This is a genomic window from Shewanella aegiceratis, from assembly GCF_019457495.1.
In the GTDB taxonomy this organism is placed as follows: domain Bacteria; phylum Pseudomonadota; class Gammaproteobacteria; order Enterobacterales; family Shewanellaceae; genus Shewanella; species Shewanella loihica.
The window spans coordinates 1,001,296-1,019,710 of record NZ_CP080416.1 but is presented as its reverse complement, the minus strand read 5'-3'; the positions used below and the strand labels follow the sequence as shown (position 1 = coordinate 1,019,710).

Genomic DNA, 18,415 nt, shown 5'->3' with positions numbered 1-18,415 from the left:
TCAAGAGATTCATCACAAAGGGAGTTTCGGGCCGCTCCCGGATAAACATCGAATGCTAAAGAAAAGCGGGCTAGACAAGATGAGCCTCACACTTCCCCGCTTGTCGCGATCCAACTCACAAAAAAATCAGCAGAGGGGCTTAGTTAACCATCTGCTGATCTAGATCAGTTTTGCACCTCAATCAAAAGCTAATTATGGCGCTTAGCTTGTGTGACTGGCTTAAGCGCTTAGCTCGAGCCAAAGCTCTTAGCCAAATTTTTTAAAGGGCTTAGCAGCATCTGGCCATCAGGAAAGCATTCACATAGCTGCCATCCCGAAAGGCGTAATCTTTGGCCTCGCCTTCGATCTCAAAGCCATGGGACTTATAGAGGGCGACGGCGGCCTCGTTATCGGTATAGACCTCGAGCTCGATGCGCCGTACCGCCAGCCAGTTGGTCGCCAGATCTATCATGGCCCCCAGCAAGGCACTGCCAATCCCCTGCCCTCGGGCCGACTCGCATACCGCCATGCCAAAGTTGGCCACGTGCTTGCGCCTGGCATTGCTATAGACCTCCATGCCGAGCTGGCCCACAATCTTGCCCTCGCGCACGGCCACCAGGCTGTAACAGTTCTCCGGCAGATCCTTCAGCCGCTTCTGCCAGAAGGCCAGCGACGGATAGGGACGCTGCAGGGTGCCGGCATAACAGCTGCGCTGGCCATAGAGGGCAAAAATCCCCTCTATGTCACCATCTGTGCTGTGACGTATGCTGATCTCTGGGGCTTGGGGGGAATCAAACTCTTGCTCTGCCATAAACGTCCTATATTTCCTTATAAAAGAAGGCAATATGCCATAGTAGCAATAGGCTAAGCAATGACAGTATGAGCAAGGCCGCCGCTCCGCTGGCTACAGGTTTAACCCGTAGCGCTAATCCGCAACACTAATCCGTAACACTAGGCCTTACCCGTAGCAAGCAGCCGCTGCGCCGGATTCCCCATGGCAATCAACTTAGGTGCCTGTTTCTGCGCCTCGCTGAAATCCTGCTTGCTCTGCCAGCCAAACCACTGGTTGGCGATCAGCGTCTGCGCCACGGCGCCGCCTAAGGTGTTGCCCGGGCCGAGCACTATCACACAGTCAGGGGCAAACTCCTTCACCCCAACCGCCATCGCCTGACTGAAGTCATATGGCGCCACCACCTGATGATCTAAGGTGTAGTTGTGCAGCCTTTCTATGTCGCTGGAGAAGGGGCCCCAGATCTGTCCCCGGCCATCCACCATGGGCAGCTTAGGCCGATGAAACAGCGACGCGGGCAGCGCCTGCTGACCCCGGCGGGCGATCTCTTGCAGCAGCGGTGAGTGGAAGGCGCCGTGATTATAGAGACGCATAGGGTAGCGATCCTCCAGCTTGGGCAGACGGGCCTCGGCCTGGGTAAGACCCGCCTCGTTACCCGCCAGCACACGATAGCCCCCGAGATGAATAGAGGTGTAGAGCTCGCAGCCCGCCTCCCGGTTCACCTCATCGATGACCTTATCCAGCAATGCAGTCTTGGCATCGTCCCGGCGCCAGTTATCATCCATCTCGGGATAGATCATCTGCCCACCAATCAGGCCGTCACCCATCATGCTGCCCATGGTGTTGATCACCTCGATAGCGCCGCGCTCATCCAGGGCGCCAGCCAGTGCCAAGGCGATATACCAGCCCATGGAGTTGCCGGTCACCGCCACTATCTCAAAGCGCTCGCGATCGATATCCATGAAGTCGGCCATGGCGCAGGCATAGATGAGGGCCGAGGCATTTTCCCCCGGCGTATGTAGCTTGAAGGAGTACTTCCCCTGGCCATCAAGGTCGGCGATCGGCCGCTGACCCAGGTCGCGTCGATAGGCATCGATCGCCTCGATAAAGTCGGGCTTGTCGCCATGGTATCTGGCGAGATAGCCGAGCTCCTCCTTGTTGTAGCATCCTCTTCCCGGCGCCACCACCAAGGCCCTTAGCTTACCTGTCGCACTACCCACTTGATCGCTCTTCATCATCTTGGCTTCCTGTGTCATAAGACTTGTCTCACTCCCGCATCCTGGATAGTTTCATTGCCCTCATCGTCAACGGCATGCTCGCCAACCAGGGCCAGGGCGGCCTCGACAATTTGCGAGCGACTCGGCAGTGGCAGAGTTGCCGCCTCGGCCAGCGGAATAAAGCAATCCTCGGCGGTGAGCCTGGCCATCTGCGGCGCGAGATCCCCCAAGCGCTCATGGACGCAGGTCACTATCGCCTCGCTTACCGAGCCGCTGCGGCGGCATTCATCGACGATCAGCAGGTGCTCGCACTCGCTCACCGCCGCGATAATCGCGTCCTCGTTGAGGGGGATGAGATAACGCAGGTCGATCACCCGACAGTCGATGCCGAGCCCAGACAGCTCGCGCTCGGCCTGACGGCTGAGATAATAGCCGTTGCCATAGCTGAGAATGGCCAGCGTCTTACCCTTGCCATAGACGCCCAGCTCACCATAGGGCAGGGCTTTGGCCTTTTCCTGAGGACAATAGTCATGACTCCAGAGACCATCTCCCTCCTCATGGAGATCCCGCGTCATGTAGAGTGCAATTGGCTCTAAGAAGATCACCAGTCGCTGCTCCTGCTCGGCCAGGCGCACGCATTCCCGCAGCATCCCCATGGCATCGGCGCCATTTGAGGGACAGGCCAAAATAAGGCCGGGAATGTCGCGAAACACAGCCAATGAGTTGTCGTTATGGAAATGGCCGCCGAAGCCCTTCTGATAACCCAGACCGGCGATGCGGATCACCATGGGATTAGTAAATTGACCGTTGGAGAAAAACGGCAGGGTCGCCGCCTCGCCGCGGATCTGATCCTCGGCGTTATGGACATAGGCGAGAAACTGGATCTCGGGAATCGGCAGCAGGCCGTTGTGGGCCATACCTATGGCCAGGCCTAAGATTGAGGTCTCATCCAGCAAGGTGTTTATCACCCGGTTGGGGCCGAAACGCTCCACCAGGCGCGAGGTCACATGATAGACACCGCCCTTCTTGCCCACATCCTCACCGCAGACCACTATGTTCTGTTGGCGCGCCATCAACTCGGTGAGTGTCATGTTGATAAGCTTACCCATGTGCAGCGGTTTACCCAGAGAATTTTTGTCCGCACTAAAGAGCTGAGCGAAGGCCTCATCGGTCAGGTTATGATGAGTCAGCGGCTTGTCATTGACGGGCGGGATCACCGCCGCCATCGCCGCCTTGGCGCTGGTCAGTTTGGGCCGCTCAACTGCCACCCTGGCGATGGCGGCGATGCGCGATTTGAGCGTCTGATACTGATTGACTATCTCGTCCGGAGTCATCAGCTTAGCTTCGATGATCTGCTTGGCACTGAGCAGCAATGGGTCCTGAGCCTCGTTATCGAAGATCTTCTGTTTGCTGAGATAGGCGATTTCGGCGTCGCTGCCGGCATGGCCCATCAGACGCACGGTTCTGACATGCAAGAAGGCGGGCCTTCGCTTGACCCTGGCATACTCGGCCGCCTGACGACTGACCCGATAGCAGTCCAGCAGATCCCGCCCATCACAGTAGAAATACTTGATGCCGGCGCGGTCTTTAAAGTTGGCGGCTATCCAGCCGTTTGGGGTCGCGGTAGAGATACCTATGCCATTGTCTTCACAGACAAACAGCAGCGGCAGCGGCACCTGCTGGTACGCGGCCCAGCCGGCGGCATTGATCGCCGTCTGCGCGCTGGCATGGTTGGCCGAGGCATCACCAAAGTTACAGAACACCAGGCTGTCTTCGGGCAAGACGCTGTCGATATCTAGCCTATGCGTCAGCGGAATGCTTAGAGCCGCCCCCACCGCCTTAGGCAGATGTGAGGCTATGGTGGAGGTCTGCGGCGGTATCATCAGCCGCTTACTGCCTAGCACCTTGTGACGCCCCCCCGAGATAGGGTCTTCGCTGGAGGCGGCAAAGGAGAGCAGCATATCCCACAGGGAGGTCTCGCCGGGCACCTGGCGCGCCCTCTCTATCATAAAGGCCGCACTGCGATAGTGCAGAAATGCCATATCGGTCGGGCGCAGGGCCGCGGCGCAGGCGGCGTTGCCTTCGTGCCCCGAGCTGCCAATGGTGTAGAAACCCTGGTTGCGAGCGCGCATCTTACGGGACTCGAGATCCAGCAGACGGCTCTTCATCTGTGACTCGAAGATGCCGACGAAATAGGCATCACTGAGCCCCAGGCGGGTATGGCACCAGCCCTGCTCTATCTCCAGAAAATCTTGCTGTGATACACGTTCGACAAATTGCCTGTCGAGGGCGATAGCTCTATCTTCCAAGTTGATCTACCTCAATTGGGCGCAACTAGGCCTATACCACAGGCGTTCACTCGGCCGCTGCGACGAGAAGGCGGAGCGACGCCGTCGCTCCGAGCTGAAGGAGAAGTATTACCCGAAGGCCTGAATGCCGGTCTGCGCGCGGCCCAGGATGAGCGCATGAATATCATGGGTGCCTTCGTAGGTGTTGACGGCCTCGAGGTTCATCACGTGACGGATCACATGAAACTCGTCGCTGATGCCGTTACCGCCATGCATGTCGCGGGAGGTACGGGCGATCTCCAGCGCCTTACCGCAGGAGTTACGCTTGATGAGTGAGATGGCCTCTACAGGTAAGGCGTCCTGATCCATCAGGCGACCGGCCTGTAGGCAGGCAAACAGGCCTGTGGTGATCTCTGTCTGCATATCCGCCAGCTTCTTCTGGATCAGCTGAGTGGCCGCCAGTGGGCGGTTAAACTGAATACGGTCCAGGCTGTATTGGCGCGCCGCGTGCCAGCAGAACTCTGCCGCCCCCAGTGCGCCCCAGGCGATACCGTAGCGGGCCTTGTTGAGGCAGCCGAACGGCCCCTTGAGTCCCTCGACGTTAGGCAATAGCGCCTCTTCACCCACCTCGACATTGTCCATCACTATCTCGCCGGTGATCGAGGCTCTAAGGCTAAACTTACCCTCAATCTTAGGTGCGCTCAGCCCCTTCATCCCCTTCTCGAGGATGAAGCCACGGATCACACCGTCGAGCTTGGCCCACACCACAAACACATCGGCGATAGGCGAGTTAGTGATCCACATCTTGGCGCCATTGAGACGATAGCCGCCGTCGATACGCTCGGCGCGAGTCTTCATTCCACCGGGATCTGAGCCCACATCCGGCTCGGTCAGACCGAAACAGCCGACCCACTCGCCGGTTGCCAGCTTAGGCAGGTATTTCTGACGCTGCGCCTCGCTGCCATAGGCATAGATGGGGTGCATCACCAGGGAAGATTGCACGCTCATGGCGCTGCGATAACCGCTATCGACCCGCTCGATTTCACGGGCCACCAGGCCATAACTGACATAGTTGGCATTGGCGCAGCCATAGGCCTCGGGCAGGGTCGCCCCCAGAAGCCCGAGCTCGCCCAGTTCATTCATGATCTCACGGTCGAAATGCTCATTGCGATTGGCCATCAATACCCGAGTCATCAACTTTTCTTGGGCATAGTCGTGCACCATGTCACGGATCATGCGTTCATCTTCACTAAGCAACGCATCGAATTGCAGTGGATCTTGCCAATCAAATTTCACTCGAGCCATGAGTCTGTTCCTTGCTGTCATTTATTGTTGTGGTGCAACTGGTGACTGATTCACCACTTGCTAATTCGACTAGCATAGGCATAATTCATCCGTAGGAAAAATATTCTTTTTGTTTAGCTTGCATAGCTATTTTCTATATCTTACGTAAGCGTAAAGATGAGTCCCGACACCAACCTAAGAGCCTAGCCATGAACCTCAGAGCCCTGAGCTACTTTGTCGCCGTCTACGATAAGGGCACCATCAGCGCCGCCGCCAAGCAGTGCTATATCGCCCAGCCCTCTATCTCCTCGGCCATCAGCCAGCTCGAAGACGAGCTCAATACTCAGCTGTTTCAGCGCCACGGCAGAGGTGTGAGCCCAACAGAGTCGGCAGAGCGCCTCTATCCCCTGGCTCAGCGGCTGCTAAACGAGTCCAAGGCGATCGCTTCGCTGTTTAATACGCCAGAGCAACGCCAACCCTTCAAGCTTGGGCTGATCAACTCCCTCGGCGTGCAGCGCATGAGCATGCTGCTCAAAGACTTCAGCCAGGCCTGCCATGATATGGAGCTGACCCTGGTCGAGGCCAACGAGCCCTGCGACGCCCGCATCATCACCACCAGTCAGCTAAAGTCGGACGAGGTGTTTCAGCCCATCTGGCATGACGACTATCTGCTGGCGATCCCATCGACCATGAGCCTGGCCCTGAAGAAGGAGATCCGCCTGCAGGATCTTAGCGGCCAGCCCTTCATCCACCGCGCGCCCTGCGAGGCCCTGGCGGATCTGCAGCAGCTGATGGATCTCGAGGGGATAAAGATGCAGATCCGCGCGCGGATCCAGACGGTAGAGTACGCGGTAGGCTTGGTGGCGGCCGGGGTCGGCATCGCCCTGGTGCCCGCCCTGCCGGTATTGATGGAGCAGAGCAACATCATCTATAAGGCGATTGGCGATCTGCAGCTCAGGCGCACCGTCGGCCTGGCCATGCAAAGAGAGGGTGAGCGCACCGAGCAGCAGAAACAGTTGCAACAAGTCAGCAAACTCTATAGCTAAAAGGGATCACAGCGGCGTACTCGCCAGGCAACATCTTGCCAAAACTTAACCAACACTAGGCATGAAGCTGTATCATTTTGCATCAGCAGCAGCGAAAACGCTGTGCATATATGACGTAAATGGTAATCTTTTGCTTAGACTCCTGTTTGACCCGATTTAGTGTATCTATACCCATGAAAAACAAGCTGCTGACAAGCCTACTTACCTCTTTGCTCCTCTGCTTTGCCGTGCAGGCCGAAGAGCAGAAGGTTTGTCATATGGATGATGAATGTGTCGAAGTTGGTCAGTGGCAACTTGGTCTGGCGCTGGGCTATGGTGAGCGTAGCAATCCTGTTCGCGACTACGACGATATCCCCATCTACCTGGCACCTACCCTGGCCTACTATGGCGACAGATGGTTTTTCGACAATGGCAATCTGGGCTACACCCTGGCGGATGAGGAGCTGTTCAGCGTCAACCTGACCACCAGCTTCAGCAGCGACAGCGCCTACTTCTACCGTTGGGACCCGTCGAACATCTTTATCTCTGGCACTAGCCAGCTAAGCTCAACACCATCGGCATTTACCTCGCGTTTTCAAGCCTTTGGCGCCGAGCCTGAGCCGGTATTTAATGAGCTGGAAGACAGAAAATTTACACTTCTTGGCGGAGCAGAAGCGTTTATTTACACACCAATGGGTATAATCAACCTCGCCCTGGCCCACGATCTTTTCGACGTGCACTCCGGCATGGAGGCCAAGGTGAAGTGGCTCTACAACCTATCATGGACCGACTGGAAATTTGAATTCGCCGCAGTGGCTAACTGGAAGAGCGAAGAGATCATCAACTACTATTACGGCGTACGTCCAAGTGAGAACACCTATTGGAGTGAACGCTACCGTGCCGGTTCTGGCACTAATTTAGGATTAGAATTGACGACACAATACATAATGAGTGAGCACTGGGAGTTGCTCTTCCTGGTACGCTATACCGACTTGGCCGATGAAATCACCGCCAGTCCGCTCGTCACTGAAAGTTACACCAACACCTACTTTATCGGCACTGCCTATAGGTTCTAAGGTTAGTGTTTTCAATGACTTTCAAGCTGATACAGGCAACCCTTGTCATCATTTTACTGTGTAACATTACCTATGCCGCGGGCCAAGAGTCTACGGCCAGCTTGTCGTTGTCACCCCAATTTTGCATCACGGCCGATGTCGAGCAGAGCTGTGAAATCGAGTTGGTACTGAACTGGGAGACCCCCTATCCCCAGGTAGTTTGCATCATGTCGGATCATAACGAGCTGGAGAAGTGGTGCGCCGACTCGCCCAATACCCATTCACTCACCCTGAAGGTTGAGACACAAAAAGATATTCAATTTGTCATGATAGACAAAGAAAGCCACCAAACCTTGGCCGGCGTAAAATTAAAAGTTACCCCTACTTCGGCGCCTCAGGTGAGACGTCGTTATCGCAACCCCTGGAGTCTATTCTAATGACAGAATCTCAATCGACCCATAGAGTCTTGCTCGTCGAAGACGATATTCGTCTGGCAAACCTGATTGTGGATTATTTAAAGTCGCATGGAATGCACGTGGAAGTTGAGCGTCGCGGTGATACCGTATTGACCCGACTGATCAACTACAAACCAGATATCATCTTGCTCGATATCATGCTGCCAGGGATGGATGGCCTTACCCTCTGTGAAAAACTGCCCGACTACTTCGCCGGCCCTATCCTGCTGATGAGCGCATTGGGTTCCAACGAGGATCAGATCAAGGGATTAGAGCTGGGCGCCGACGACTATGTGGTCAAGCCGGTAGATCCTGCCCTGCTTATCGCCCGCATCAACAATCTGCTGCGCCGCACCGCCAAGCCACCACAGGCGGAGTCTCACTGCCTGAGCTTCGGCAAGCTAAGCATAGATCCCCACACTCAGGCGATTCGTCTGGGCGATCTCGAGGTGGATCTCACCAGCCATGAGTTTGAACTCCTCTGGCTGCTAGCCTCACAGGCGGGCCAGGTACTGAGCCGCCAATATATCTATCAATACCTGCTCAACATAGATTTCGACGGTAAGGACAGGAAGATTGACGTGCGTATCTCACGGCTACGTAAGAAGTTAGGTGACAATATCGAAACCCCATTTAGAATTAAGACGGTATGGGGTCAGGGATATCTGTTCGCCCCAGAAGCCTGGAACAACTAACGGAGCTGCGTTGAAACGACTCTTCATCAGCCTATACCTGCTACTGAGCCTCAGTTTTCTCGGTATAGGCTGGACCTTAGACAGCATCTGGCAAAACAATGTCGACGATAGCGGTGTGCAGGATGCGCCGCTCATCGCCTTAGCCCAGCTGATCGGCAAACTGCCAGAGAGCCAGCGCGAGGCGTTTCTCGCCGAGCTTAGCACCCAACAAAGCTATCCCCTCAGACTACTGCCTAAGGCTCAGGTGGCGGTCAACCTAGATGATTCACTCGCGCGCGACAGCGTCCTAGTCACGGCGCCGGACGAGCAACACGAGCTGCATTTTATTCAGGTGGATGATCAACAGATCCTGATGGCCGGCCCCATAGAGATAGATCCCAGAGAGCAGCTACGCGGCCTGTTTACCCTCTTCTTCTACCTCTCCCTGGCACTGGTCGCGCTGATCTGGGTCTGGCCCCTGTCACGGGACCTCAAGACCTTGCGCCTGGCGACCAAGGCATTTGGCCAGGCCAAGTGGGACACCCAGATTCAACTATCCAGCCGCTCTCAGGTGCAGCCGCTGGCCAGCACCTTCAACGAGATGGCGCGCCACATCAGCGCCCTGATAGAGAACCAGAAGCATCTCTCCAACGCCGTCTCCCACGAGATCAGAACGCCCCTGGCCCGGCTCAAATTTGCCCTGGCCCTGGTGCCCCAATACTGCGCGCCGGACTCAGATCCCGCCCAGCGACAGGCGTTTCTCGACGAGATGCAGCAGGATGTCAAAGAGATGGAAACTCTGCTGCAGGAGCTGCTGACCTACGCCAGCCTGGAGTCTCAGCAGCAGGACTTGGAATTTGAGTGCTGCGAGCTGACTCGGCTCACCCAACAGACCATCAGCCGGCTGCAAAACCGCCACAGCATTCCCATCTACTTCGACGAGCAGACGCCGGAACTGAAGGTGATGGGCGACCCGTCACTCATCGAGCGGGCGCTGCAAAACCTGATCATCAACGCCCAGCGTTTCGCAAAGAGTCATATCACTATCGCCATCCGTCAGGACAACAAATCGGTACAGTTAGAGGTGATGGACGACGGCCCGGGCATCGCCGCCGTGGATCAGGAGAAGATCTTCGAGCCCTTCTATCGCAGCAAGGTGGTGCAGAACGGCAACAAGGGTCATGGCCTGGGACTGGCCATCATCAAGCGGATCATGCACAAACACAATGGCCGGGTGTCGCTGGCCAGCGAGCCTGGCAATACTGTATTTACCCTGAGCTGGCCCAGGGTAAGCGCAAACAGACTAAGAAAATAGCAGTCGGGAAGCGGGGTTAAACGAGTAAGTGGTTTGTCGATGAGGGCGAACGCGACATTGGGTTAACGCCAGCCGAGATCATTCGGCATCTATGTCGAAGTCCAGCGATTGGGTCGCGGCGGCACGCTCCTCCAGGATAGCCGTCTTCTTCGCCTTTAACAGGGCCAGGCGACGACGGCGATGGCGCTGCTTACACAGGCGGATCACCTCATTTTTCTGGGCGTCGGAGAAGTTCAGCCAGTTGAAGCGCTCGTCTCTGCTACGCAGACAGCCCTTGCAATAGCCCCTGGCGTCTGTCTGACAGACACCGATACAGGGACTGGGGATCTCGAAAAACTCTAACTGTTCCATGGGGGCTAGCCACACCTAATTATCTATGTCATCTTGAATTCGGGCTCACATAAGGGGACGCTAAATGAGCCTATAGTTAAAACATAACCTAATTCTCGGTAACTGGCTAAACTTTATTCATATCGCTAAACTAAAAACTCTAGTATAAATAAGCTGATAGCTGAATTTATGATTATTTCACAGGAAGCCCCATGAACTCACTACGCCTGCTCATCCTCACAATCGCCGCCTTGCTGCTGGGCGCCTGTGCCAGCAAACCCACCACAGATTACGATACTCAGTATGATTTTGATTCGCTCAAGCGTTTCACCCTACAGAGACCGGCCAATATCGGCGATCCCCTCAGCACTGAGCGAATCGATAGTGCCATCGTCGACAGCCTGACACAGCGCGGCTACAGTCAGGTCGCCGACCAGTCCCAGTTTATGGTGACCTATGGCTTTAAGGTGGTGGACAAGCCTAAGAGCTCTGGCCTCTCAATCGGGCTAGGCACAGGCAGCTGGGGCAGCTCTGGCGGCGTCGGTGTGGGCACCAGCGTCGGCGTGCCTCTGGGTAGCGACAGCGCCAAGATGCAGATCATCCAGATAGATATCGTCGACAGCGCCAGCAACAAGCTGATCTGGCGCGGCAGCGACAAGTTTGATTACGATGACGGCGGCGAGAAGAAGGCCAAAGAGACCCGGGAAACCGTGAACAAGATTCTCTCTCAGTTTCCCCCTATGGCCCAATAATCACCCCGGGTGCTATTGATGGGCGTTTACCGTGCGCCCCTTTGCCCAATCACGCAGCGCGGCCAGCTTTTCCCGCATCACCACGGACAAGGGCCGCGTCTTCATCAACTCACCCAACAGCAGCTGCTGTGACACGTTCTGATCCAGTGCCCGCGCGGTGTACCGGGCCGAGATGATCGCCTGCTCTATCTCGGCGCCGGAGAAGCCTTGACTGGCCTGTGACAGCTTGGCCAGATCGAAGTTGAGCGGGTCCAACTGACGCCGCTGCAGATGGATCAGGAAGATCGCCTGGCGCACGCTATCGTCGGGCAGATCCACGAAGAAGATCTCATCCATCCTGCCCTTACGCATCAGCTCCGGTGGCAAGGCGCTGATGTCGTTGGCCGTGGCCACCAGAAACACCTCAGATTTACGCTCGGCCATCCAGGTGAGAAGCGCGCCGAGTATCCGCTTAGAGGTGCCATCATCGCTGCTGCCGCTGCTGAGCCCCTTCTCTATCTCGTCGATCCACAAGACACAGGGGGCCATGAGGTCGGCCAGTGCCAGGGCGTTGCGCAGATTCTTCTCTGTCTCGCCGATATACTTGTTATACAACGCCGACATATCCAGACGCAGCAGGGGCCGCTGCCACATGCCCGCCACCGCCTTGGCCGCCAGGCTCTTGCCGCTGCCCTGTACCCCCAGCAGCAGAATCCCCTTGGGATGATCGACCCGCCCCTCCGCACTCGATGCAGGGCTGCGCTGAGACAGCCATTTCTTGAGGTTATGCAGGCCGGCCACCTGAGAGAAGTCGCTGGTGTCATATTCGAATTGCAATACCCCCTCCATATCCAGCAGCTTAAACTTGCCCTGGTTGATCCTGTCGACATCCGAGTGGGTGATCGCGCCGTCATCCACTATCGCCTTGTGGGCCAGGCGACGGGCATCGTCGAAGGTCAGCCCCCTGAGGTTCTCCGCCAGCTTGATCACCGCATCTTCGTCGACACTCTGCAATAAGCCATCGGCACGGGCCCTGTCTATCTGCTCGTAGATGAGGTTCTGCAGCTGCGCCGTGTCTGGCAGCGAGATGGAGAAATGGGCGCAGTAGCGTTTGATCTCGGGCGGAATGTCGAAGGCATGGCTCACCAGGACTATGGTATGTTTCAGCGCCTCATACTCCAGCGCGATCTCCTTGAGCAGGCGCACATTCTTGGGGGCGTTGTCGACGAAGGGATGAAAGTCACACAACACATAGATCCCCTGCTGACTGGTGGACTTAATCTGCCCCAGGATCTCCGTGGGATCTGTGTTGAACTTCTGGGTCCCCATCTTCACATCGGCGCGAGTCAGCCCCTGGGTGATGCTCCAGGTGAACAGCGGCTGATACAAGATGGTCGACACCCGCTTTAGCAGCTCGATTACCCGGTACTCTTCATAGGTTTCGATCACCACTATGGGGGTGTTTGAGCGCAGGACGGCGGTGAGATCCCTGATATCTTGCATAATCATCCTTAGAAAAATAGTGGGTCGCCAGGCGCTATACTCGCTTAATCGGCCTGGGGACGGCATCAGCTATTGATACCCCACAAGCCGGGGAAATTCAATCTCATCGGTATCTGATGGCACATTTCGCCCCCAGACTGATCCCGAGAAGAGTTACTGGCGTATAGACAGATCGACATGGCAAAATGTCTCTAAGCGTATCAATTCAGGCTATAGTCCTAGGTAATTGGTTGGCAACAAAATAATTATCAGCCCCTTGTTGCCGATTGGTTCCTTGTTAATCTATGTACCGCAATACAAAGGTGTTCAGATGTTTGGTTTTAATCGAAAAAAAGCGCTAGTCCCACAGGACGAGGATTATCAGGCCCTGTGCGATGATAGTCAGATGCTTAGGGCGATTCGCCAGAGCGCGCCTTTTATCGAGTTCACCATAGAGGGGAAAATTTTATCGGCCAATCAGCAATTTCTCTCCGCCATCGGCTATAGGCTGGAGGAGATACAGGGCCAGCACCATAGGCTGCTCTGCAGCCCGTCACTGGCCAGCAGCGCCGCCTATCGCACCTTCTGGCAAAACCTCGCCAGGGGCGAGGCCAATCACGGCACCTTTCAGCGCCAACACAAGGATGGCTCACCAATCTGGATAGAGGCCACCTATGTGCCGGTTGCCGACGACACAGGGTGCATCACCAAAGTGGTCAAGATCGCCAGCGACGTTACCCAGGAGAAACTGCAGGCAGAGCGGCAAGAAGCGATATTCGATGCCTTAAATAAGTCTCTTGCTTATATCGAGTTTACCCCGCAAGGGGAGATCATCAACGCCAATGCCAACTTTTGTAGCGCCATGGGCTACTCGCTCGAGCAATTAAAGGGGCAACACCACCGCCTCTTCTGCACCGAGGCCTTCATGCGCCAGCACCCCGACTTCTGGGCCGATCTCGCCAAGGGGCGTTTTCAATCCGGCCTGTTTGAGCGCGTCACCAGACAGGGGCATGCCATCTGGTTAGAGGCTACCTATAACCCGGTGTTCGATGATGCAGGCCGGATCGTACGGGTAGTTAAACTGGCCAGCGACATCACCCCGCGCATCTTGCATCAGCAGGCGGTGCAGGAGGCATCGCAACTCGCCCATCAAAGCGCCGTCGAAACCGTAGAGATCACTGGCCAAGGGGCGAGCACCCTGAGCGCCGCCACCAGCCTGGCCAATGAGATCGATGGTGCGGTGGCCGATGCCACAAGGCTGATGGGCGAACTGGCGCAGCAGTCACAGCAGATCAGCCAGATAGTGCACACCATCGCCAAGGTAGCAGATCAGACTAACCTACTGGCGCTGAACGCCGCCATCGAGGCCGCCCGCGCCGGCGAACAGGGCCGTGGTTTCGCCGTGGTCGCCGACGAGGTACGCAATCTCGCCGCCAACACCTCCAATGCCACCCAGGATATCGAGCGCATCGTCGCCCGCAACAGCGAGCTGACCCAAGTGTCTGAGCAGGGGATGCAGTCGATTCAGCAGAAGGTCTCCCTCTCCAATCAACAGCTGGCGGCCACCCAGGCCTTGATCGACGAGATCCGCCGCGGGGCGCAGCAGGTAGCAGATACCGTCAATGGCCTGGTCAGCAAAGACTAATCTCTTACGATTTACATTGAATTGATAGCTAAGCCCAAGAAAACAAAGCACCAGTAAAACAAAAGGCCCACCATGGGGCCTTTTAATGACGATTTATAATCTAGCAAGTAAGGCTTAATGGAACAGGTAGTTCAACCAACCCTGCATGCGCAGCAACACCTTACGCATTACCGCCACGTGGGAGAAATGCTCGGTATAGACGGCCGCCTGACCCGATACCCCGGCGGGGAAATTACGTTTTGCCTCGTGATCATCGAGCTCTATCAAGACGATAGCGCGCCCCCTAGGCAGCAGCGCCATGGAGGAGATGAGCGCCCCCTGAGACTGAAACTCGCCCTCGGCCATGGCAGGCAGCACCTTGGCCACCCGCCCCTTAAACACCTGACCCGGCGCGGCGTCTAAGATCATCTCGGCTTCATCTCCCTCCTTGAGTCGTAGCAGAGAGTTTTGCCAGAAGGCGCCGGCAAAGTAGCGATCCTCATCGGGAATAAAGCTCACCAGAGAGCGCAGCGGCATAGGCACGGCAATCACCCCGGGGCGCAGTGCCATCTGAGTCACTATGCCATCGGCCGGAGCCCGCACTACGGTGTGCTCGAGATCGTACAGCGCCTTGTCCAGCTCGGCCCTAATCCCGGCCACCTTGGTGTTGACGCCATCGACATTAGACTCATAGGCGAGCCTGACTCTCAACTCCTCGGAACGCGCCGCGGTGAGCTGCGCCTCTGAGGCCATGTAGAGTTGACGCTTGTTATCCAGCTCAAGCTCGGTGAAGGGCGAATTGGCCCCGCCGCGCTTGCGTCCCTTCTCATACCGCTCGAACGCCGACTTAGTGCGGTCTCTGTCCGCCGTAGCGCGCTCCACACTGGCCTGAGCCGTCTGCCAGGCCGCCTCTAGCTGAGGCACCTCCAGCTCGGCCGCCGCCAGTGCCGCGCGCTTCTGCATCACCACCGCCTCGAAGGGGGCGGGATCGATACGAAACAGCACGTCCCCTTTCTTCAGGGGCACATTGGGTTTCGCCTCGACACTAGTCACCAGGCCGCGCACCGCAGGGTTAATGGGCACGGTCGCAAACACCTGACGGGCATAGGGGGTATAAGGATGGTTGTAGTTCATCAATAGCACCAGGGCGCCGACGATCACTATGCCGCCGAGAATCGCCGTGGGCACAGTCCATTTGTTTAAGGGTATCTTGAAGATCTTAAAGATGGCGATGCAGATGGCGGTATAGGTCAGAATGAGTAGCAGATCCATCTTATGACTCCTTCTCTTGATCGTTGGACGGCATCTCGACCACATGCAGGGCCTTTTGTCCGCCTTCGATAGCTGTGAGTCGCTGCTCAAGCTGGGCTATGGTCTGATTGAGCTGTTTCACCTCATCTTCCAGCGCCAGCTCGCGCTCGACCACCTTGTTGAACCCCCAGCCCCTGTCTTCGCGATACAGGGTCGCCCAGATCCACAGAAAGGGCCAGATGGCATGCAGGGTAAACAGGCTCACCCAACCGGCAACATGCAGGGCATCTTGCTGGGGATGATTACGCTTCTTGGCTATCTCATAGGGAATATCGTGGATGACGATCACCCCATAAAACAGGAAAACGGCGACAAAAATGATGACGCCTAACGCAAAGTAATCCAGAAACACGGCTCGCTCCTTACTCTTATTTAATCCATTTAACAGGCGGCGCACCACCCCATTGAGACTGGCGCAAACGGGTAAACCTCGCAACATTACTTTAACTATACTAGTCATAAATTGCTGATATTTCTTTTCTAATTCGCGTCAGAATCTTGATCCAGTACACACTTGTCGGCGCAAAGGGTCTGCTTATTCCAGTGGACGGGGTAAGATAATCGCCAAATAACCTAAGTTGGGCGAACGACCCACTCAAGATAAAAAGGTACCCACACCATGATAGGCACACCCTATTCACGCGGCGCGCTGCGCGCCATGCTGCTTGGCTGCGGCGAACTCGGCAAAGAAGTTGCCATCGAATTACAACGTCTGGGGGTCGAAGTGATAGGCGTCGACCGCTATCCCAACGCCCCAGCGATGCAGGTCAGTCACAGATTTCATGTGATCAACATGCTGGACGGCGAGGCCCTGCGCGCCATCATAGAGCAGGAACAACCTCATCTGGTGATCCCCGAGATTGAAGCGATCGCCACCCAGACCCTGGTTGAGATGGAGGCAAAAGGCCTTAAGGTGATCCCAACGGCCAAGGCCGCCCAGCTCACCATGGATCGCGAGGGCATACGCCGCCTGGCCGCCGAGACGCTGGGGCTGCCCACCTCACCCTATTTCTTCTGTGACACCCAGGCAGAATTTGAGCAAGCTATCGCCGACATAGGTCTGCCCTGCGTCATCAAGCCTGTGATGAGCTCGTCGGGTAAAGGCCAGAGCATAATACGTAGCGAGGAGCAGATCCTCGCGGCATGGCGTTATGCCCAGGAAGGTGGCCGCGCCGGTGGTGGCCGGGTGATAGTCGAAGGCTTCGTACCCTTCGACTATGAGATCACCCTGCTCACCGTCAGCGCCGTCAATGGCATCAACTTCTGCGACCCCATAGGCCACCGTCAGGAAGACGGTGACTACCGCGAGTCCTGGCAGCCCCAGGTCATGTCTGATGCCGTGCTCGCCAAGGCGCAGGAGATTGGCCGCAAGGTGGTCGAGGCACTGGGCGGCTATGGTCTGTTCGGCGTCGAGCTGTTTATCAAGGGAGAAGAGGTCTACTTCTCAGAGGTGTCACCTCGCCCCCACGATACCGGCCTGGTGACACTCATCAGCCAAGATCTGTCTGAGTTCGCCCTGCATGTGCGCGCCATCTTAGGCCTGCCGATCGCCAACATAGTGCAGCACGGCCCATCGGCCTCGGCGGTGATCCTGGCAGAAGGCAGCAGCCACAACATAGGCTATCAGGGGATGGCACAGGCACTCGTTGAGCCCAACACTCAGCTACGCCTGTTCGGCAAGCCGGATATCGACGGTCGCCGCCGTCTCGGTGTCGGCCTGGCCCGAGGCAATACCATCGATGAGGCGATCGACAAAGCGCTTAACGTGGCTAAACAGGTCGAGGTGATTCTGGATTAATCCGGCAAAACTATGACAAAAAGGGCGCCTCTTCTCATGAATCAGGCGCCCTTTGTCTATCTAGATTAAAGTCTTATCAGAACTTAATTCACCAGGTTCACCGGCTGACCCGCCAGATAGCCCTTGAGGTTATCGACCGCTATCGTCAGCAGTTGCTGGCGCGCCTCCCTGGTCGCCCAGGAGTTATGCGGGCTGATGCTGATATGAGGTGCGCTCAGCAGCGGATTGTCAGCCTGAGGCGGCTCGCTAGAGAGCACATCCACCCCGGCGGCGGCAATCTCCCCCTGTGCCAGGGCATCGGCCAGTGCCTGCTCATCCACCAAACCGCCTCTGGCCGTGTTGATCAAGATGGCGTTTGGCTTCATGGCACTGAGCCGCTCTCGATTAATCAACTTCTCGGTGTCCGACGTTAGCGGACAGTGCAGTGAGATGATATCGGCGCAGGCAAAGAGCGCCTCACGCTCGCACCAGCTGACACCTTCTGGGAGGTCGTGCTTAATAGAAGGCGTGTTGACCAGCACCCGCATCTGAAATGCCTTGGCAATATTAGCCACCTGCCGACCTATATCGCCAAATCCTACCAGACCCAGCGTCTTACCCTTGAGGGATTGTAGCGGCGCCAGGGTAAAGCAGAAATCTGGCGCCTGAGACCAGGCCCCGGCCACCACGGCGTTGTGATGATCCGACAAACGCTGGGTGTGATGAAGAATATGGGCAAACACCATCTGGGCTACCGCATCCGGGCCATAGCCAGGCACATTGGTCACCTTGATCCCAAGCTCGCTGGCGGCATTGAGGTCCACCACATTGGTGCCAGTGGCGAGCACGCCGATATACTCAAGATCTGGCAGCGCCCTGAGCGCATCGGCGTCGAGCACTGTCTTATTGGTCAGCAGCACCTGGGCCCCCTGAGCACGATCCAGGAGTTCGGCCGGGGAGGTTCTGTCATAGCAGTGAAACTCGCCCAGCGCCGCGAAGGGCTGCCAGTCGAGATCACCAGGGTTGAGGGTGTAACCATCGAGTACCACTATCTTCATTAAGACTGCTCTCTTAAGGG

Annotated in this window: 17 protein-coding genes; 8 read left to right on the top strand and 9 right to left on the bottom strand. The window is 56.5% G+C overall.

Features of this window, described 5'->3' with window-relative positions; translation table 11 throughout:
• Window positions 1-268 precede the first annotated feature (268 nt).
• The 4 genes from K0H80_RS04570 to K0H80_RS04555 form a co-directional block, all read right to left on the bottom strand.
• On the bottom strand, window positions 269-790 hold the full coding sequence (locus K0H80_RS04570; protein WP_220073252.1) for a GNAT family N-acetyltransferase: 522 nt from the start codon (window positions 788-790) through the stop codon (window positions 269-271).
• A 140-nt stretch (window positions 791-930) separates the two neighbouring features.
• A complete protein-coding gene (locus tag K0H80_RS04565; protein ID WP_258406174.1) occupies window positions 931-2,007 on the bottom strand; it encodes an ACP S-malonyltransferase in 1,077 nt (358 codons plus the stop codon).
• A 14-nt stretch (window positions 2,008-2,021) separates the two neighbouring features.
• The gene (locus tag K0H80_RS04560; protein ID WP_220073250.1) at window positions 2,022-4,295 is read right to left on the bottom strand and encodes a dehydrogenase E1 component subunit alpha/beta; all 2,274 of its coding nucleotides are present in this window, start codon (window positions 4,293-4,295) and stop codon (window positions 2,022-2,024) included.
• Between the two features lie 108 nt (window positions 4,296-4,403).
• Window positions 4,404-5,579 (bottom strand): acyl-CoA dehydrogenase, encoded by a 1,176-nt coding sequence (locus K0H80_RS04555; RefSeq protein WP_220044442.1) that lies wholly within the window; start codon window positions 5,577-5,579, stop codon window positions 4,404-4,406.
• 188 nt (window positions 5,580-5,767) lie between these two features.
• Here K0H80_RS04555 and K0H80_RS04550 point away from each other — a divergent pair, with 188 nt between their 5' ends.
• From K0H80_RS04550 to K0H80_RS04530, 5 genes are all read left to right on the top strand, one after another.
• Window positions 5,768-6,604, top strand: a complete 837-nt coding sequence (locus K0H80_RS04550; protein WP_011864704.1) for a LysR family transcriptional regulator — start codon at window positions 5,768-5,770, stop codon at window positions 6,602-6,604.
• A 173-nt stretch (window positions 6,605-6,777) separates the two neighbouring features.
• Window positions 6,778-7,659: a MipA/OmpV family protein gene (locus K0H80_RS04545; RefSeq protein WP_041406431.1), complete on the top strand. Its 882-nt coding sequence runs from the start codon at window positions 6,778-6,780 to the stop codon at window positions 7,657-7,659.
• Window positions 7,660-7,766: 107 nt separating this feature from the next.
• A complete protein-coding gene (locus K0H80_RS04540) occupies window positions 7,767-8,075 on the top strand; it encodes a DUF3019 domain-containing protein (RefSeq protein ID WP_258406173.1) in 309 nt (102 codons plus the stop codon).
• Complete coding sequence (locus tag K0H80_RS04535) at window positions 8,075-8,788, top strand: response regulator (protein ID WP_011864701.1); 714 nt, start codon at window positions 8,075-8,077, stop codon at window positions 8,786-8,788. Before K0H80_RS04540 ends, K0H80_RS04535 begins: the two co-directional genes overlap by 1 nt.
• A 10-nt stretch (window positions 8,789-8,798) precedes the next feature.
• A complete protein-coding gene (locus K0H80_RS04530; RefSeq protein ID WP_220073249.1) occupies window positions 8,799-10,082 on the top strand; it encodes an ATP-binding protein in 1,284 nt (427 codons plus the stop codon).
• A gap of 78 nt (window positions 10,083-10,160) precedes the next feature.
• On the opposite strand, the gene K0H80_RS04525 is transcribed toward K0H80_RS04530, so the two are convergent.
• Entirely contained in the window at window positions 10,161-10,433 is a 273-nt protein-coding gene (locus K0H80_RS04525) for a DUF1289 domain-containing protein (RefSeq protein ID WP_011864699.1), read from the bottom strand.
• 191 nt (window positions 10,434-10,624) lie between these two features.
• Between K0H80_RS04525 and K0H80_RS04520 the strand changes: the two genes are divergently transcribed.
• The gene (locus K0H80_RS04520; RefSeq protein WP_220073248.1) at window positions 10,625-11,164 is read left to right on the top strand and encodes a DUF4136 domain-containing protein; all 540 of its coding nucleotides are present in this window, start codon (window positions 10,625-10,627) and stop codon (window positions 11,162-11,164) included.
• Between the two features lie 12 nt (window positions 11,165-11,176).
• Here the strand turns inward: K0H80_RS04520 and K0H80_RS04515 are convergent, their stop codons facing one another.
• Entirely contained in the window at window positions 11,177-12,646 is a 1,470-nt protein-coding gene (locus tag K0H80_RS04515; protein ID WP_220073247.1) for an AAA family ATPase, read from the bottom strand.
• A gap of 310 nt (window positions 12,647-12,956) precedes the next feature.
• Here K0H80_RS04515 and K0H80_RS19775 point away from each other — a divergent pair, with 310 nt between their 5' ends.
• A complete protein-coding gene (locus K0H80_RS19775) occupies window positions 12,957-14,270 on the top strand; it encodes a methyl-accepting chemotaxis protein (RefSeq protein WP_220073246.1) in 1,314 nt (437 codons plus the stop codon).
• A 114-nt stretch (window positions 14,271-14,384) separates the two neighbouring features.
• Here K0H80_RS19775 and K0H80_RS04505 read toward each other — a convergent pair whose 3' ends face one another.
• Window positions 14,385-15,521 (bottom strand): HlyD family secretion protein, encoded by a 1,137-nt coding sequence (locus K0H80_RS04505; RefSeq protein WP_220073245.1) that lies wholly within the window; start codon window positions 15,519-15,521, stop codon window positions 14,385-14,387.
• Window position 15,522: 1 nt separating this feature from the next.
• On the bottom strand, window positions 15,523-15,912 hold the full coding sequence (locus tag K0H80_RS04500) for a DUF3302 domain-containing protein (protein WP_220073244.1): 390 nt from the start codon (window positions 15,910-15,912) through the stop codon (window positions 15,523-15,525).
• 267 nt (window positions 15,913-16,179) lie between these two features.
• On the opposite strand from K0H80_RS04500, the gene purT reads away from it, so the two are divergent.
• Window positions 16,180-17,358, top strand: coding sequence for a formate-dependent phosphoribosylglycinamide formyltransferase (gene purT, locus K0H80_RS04495; protein WP_220073243.1), 1,179 nt, complete (start codon window positions 16,180-16,182; stop codon window positions 17,356-17,358).
• A gap of 83 nt (window positions 17,359-17,441) precedes the next feature.
• On the opposite strand, the gene K0H80_RS04490 is transcribed toward purT, so the two are convergent.
• Complete coding sequence (locus K0H80_RS04490; protein WP_220073242.1) at window positions 17,442-18,395, bottom strand: D-2-hydroxyacid dehydrogenase; 954 nt, start codon at window positions 18,393-18,395, stop codon at window positions 17,442-17,444.
• Between the last annotated feature and the right edge of the window lie 20 nt (window positions 18,396-18,415).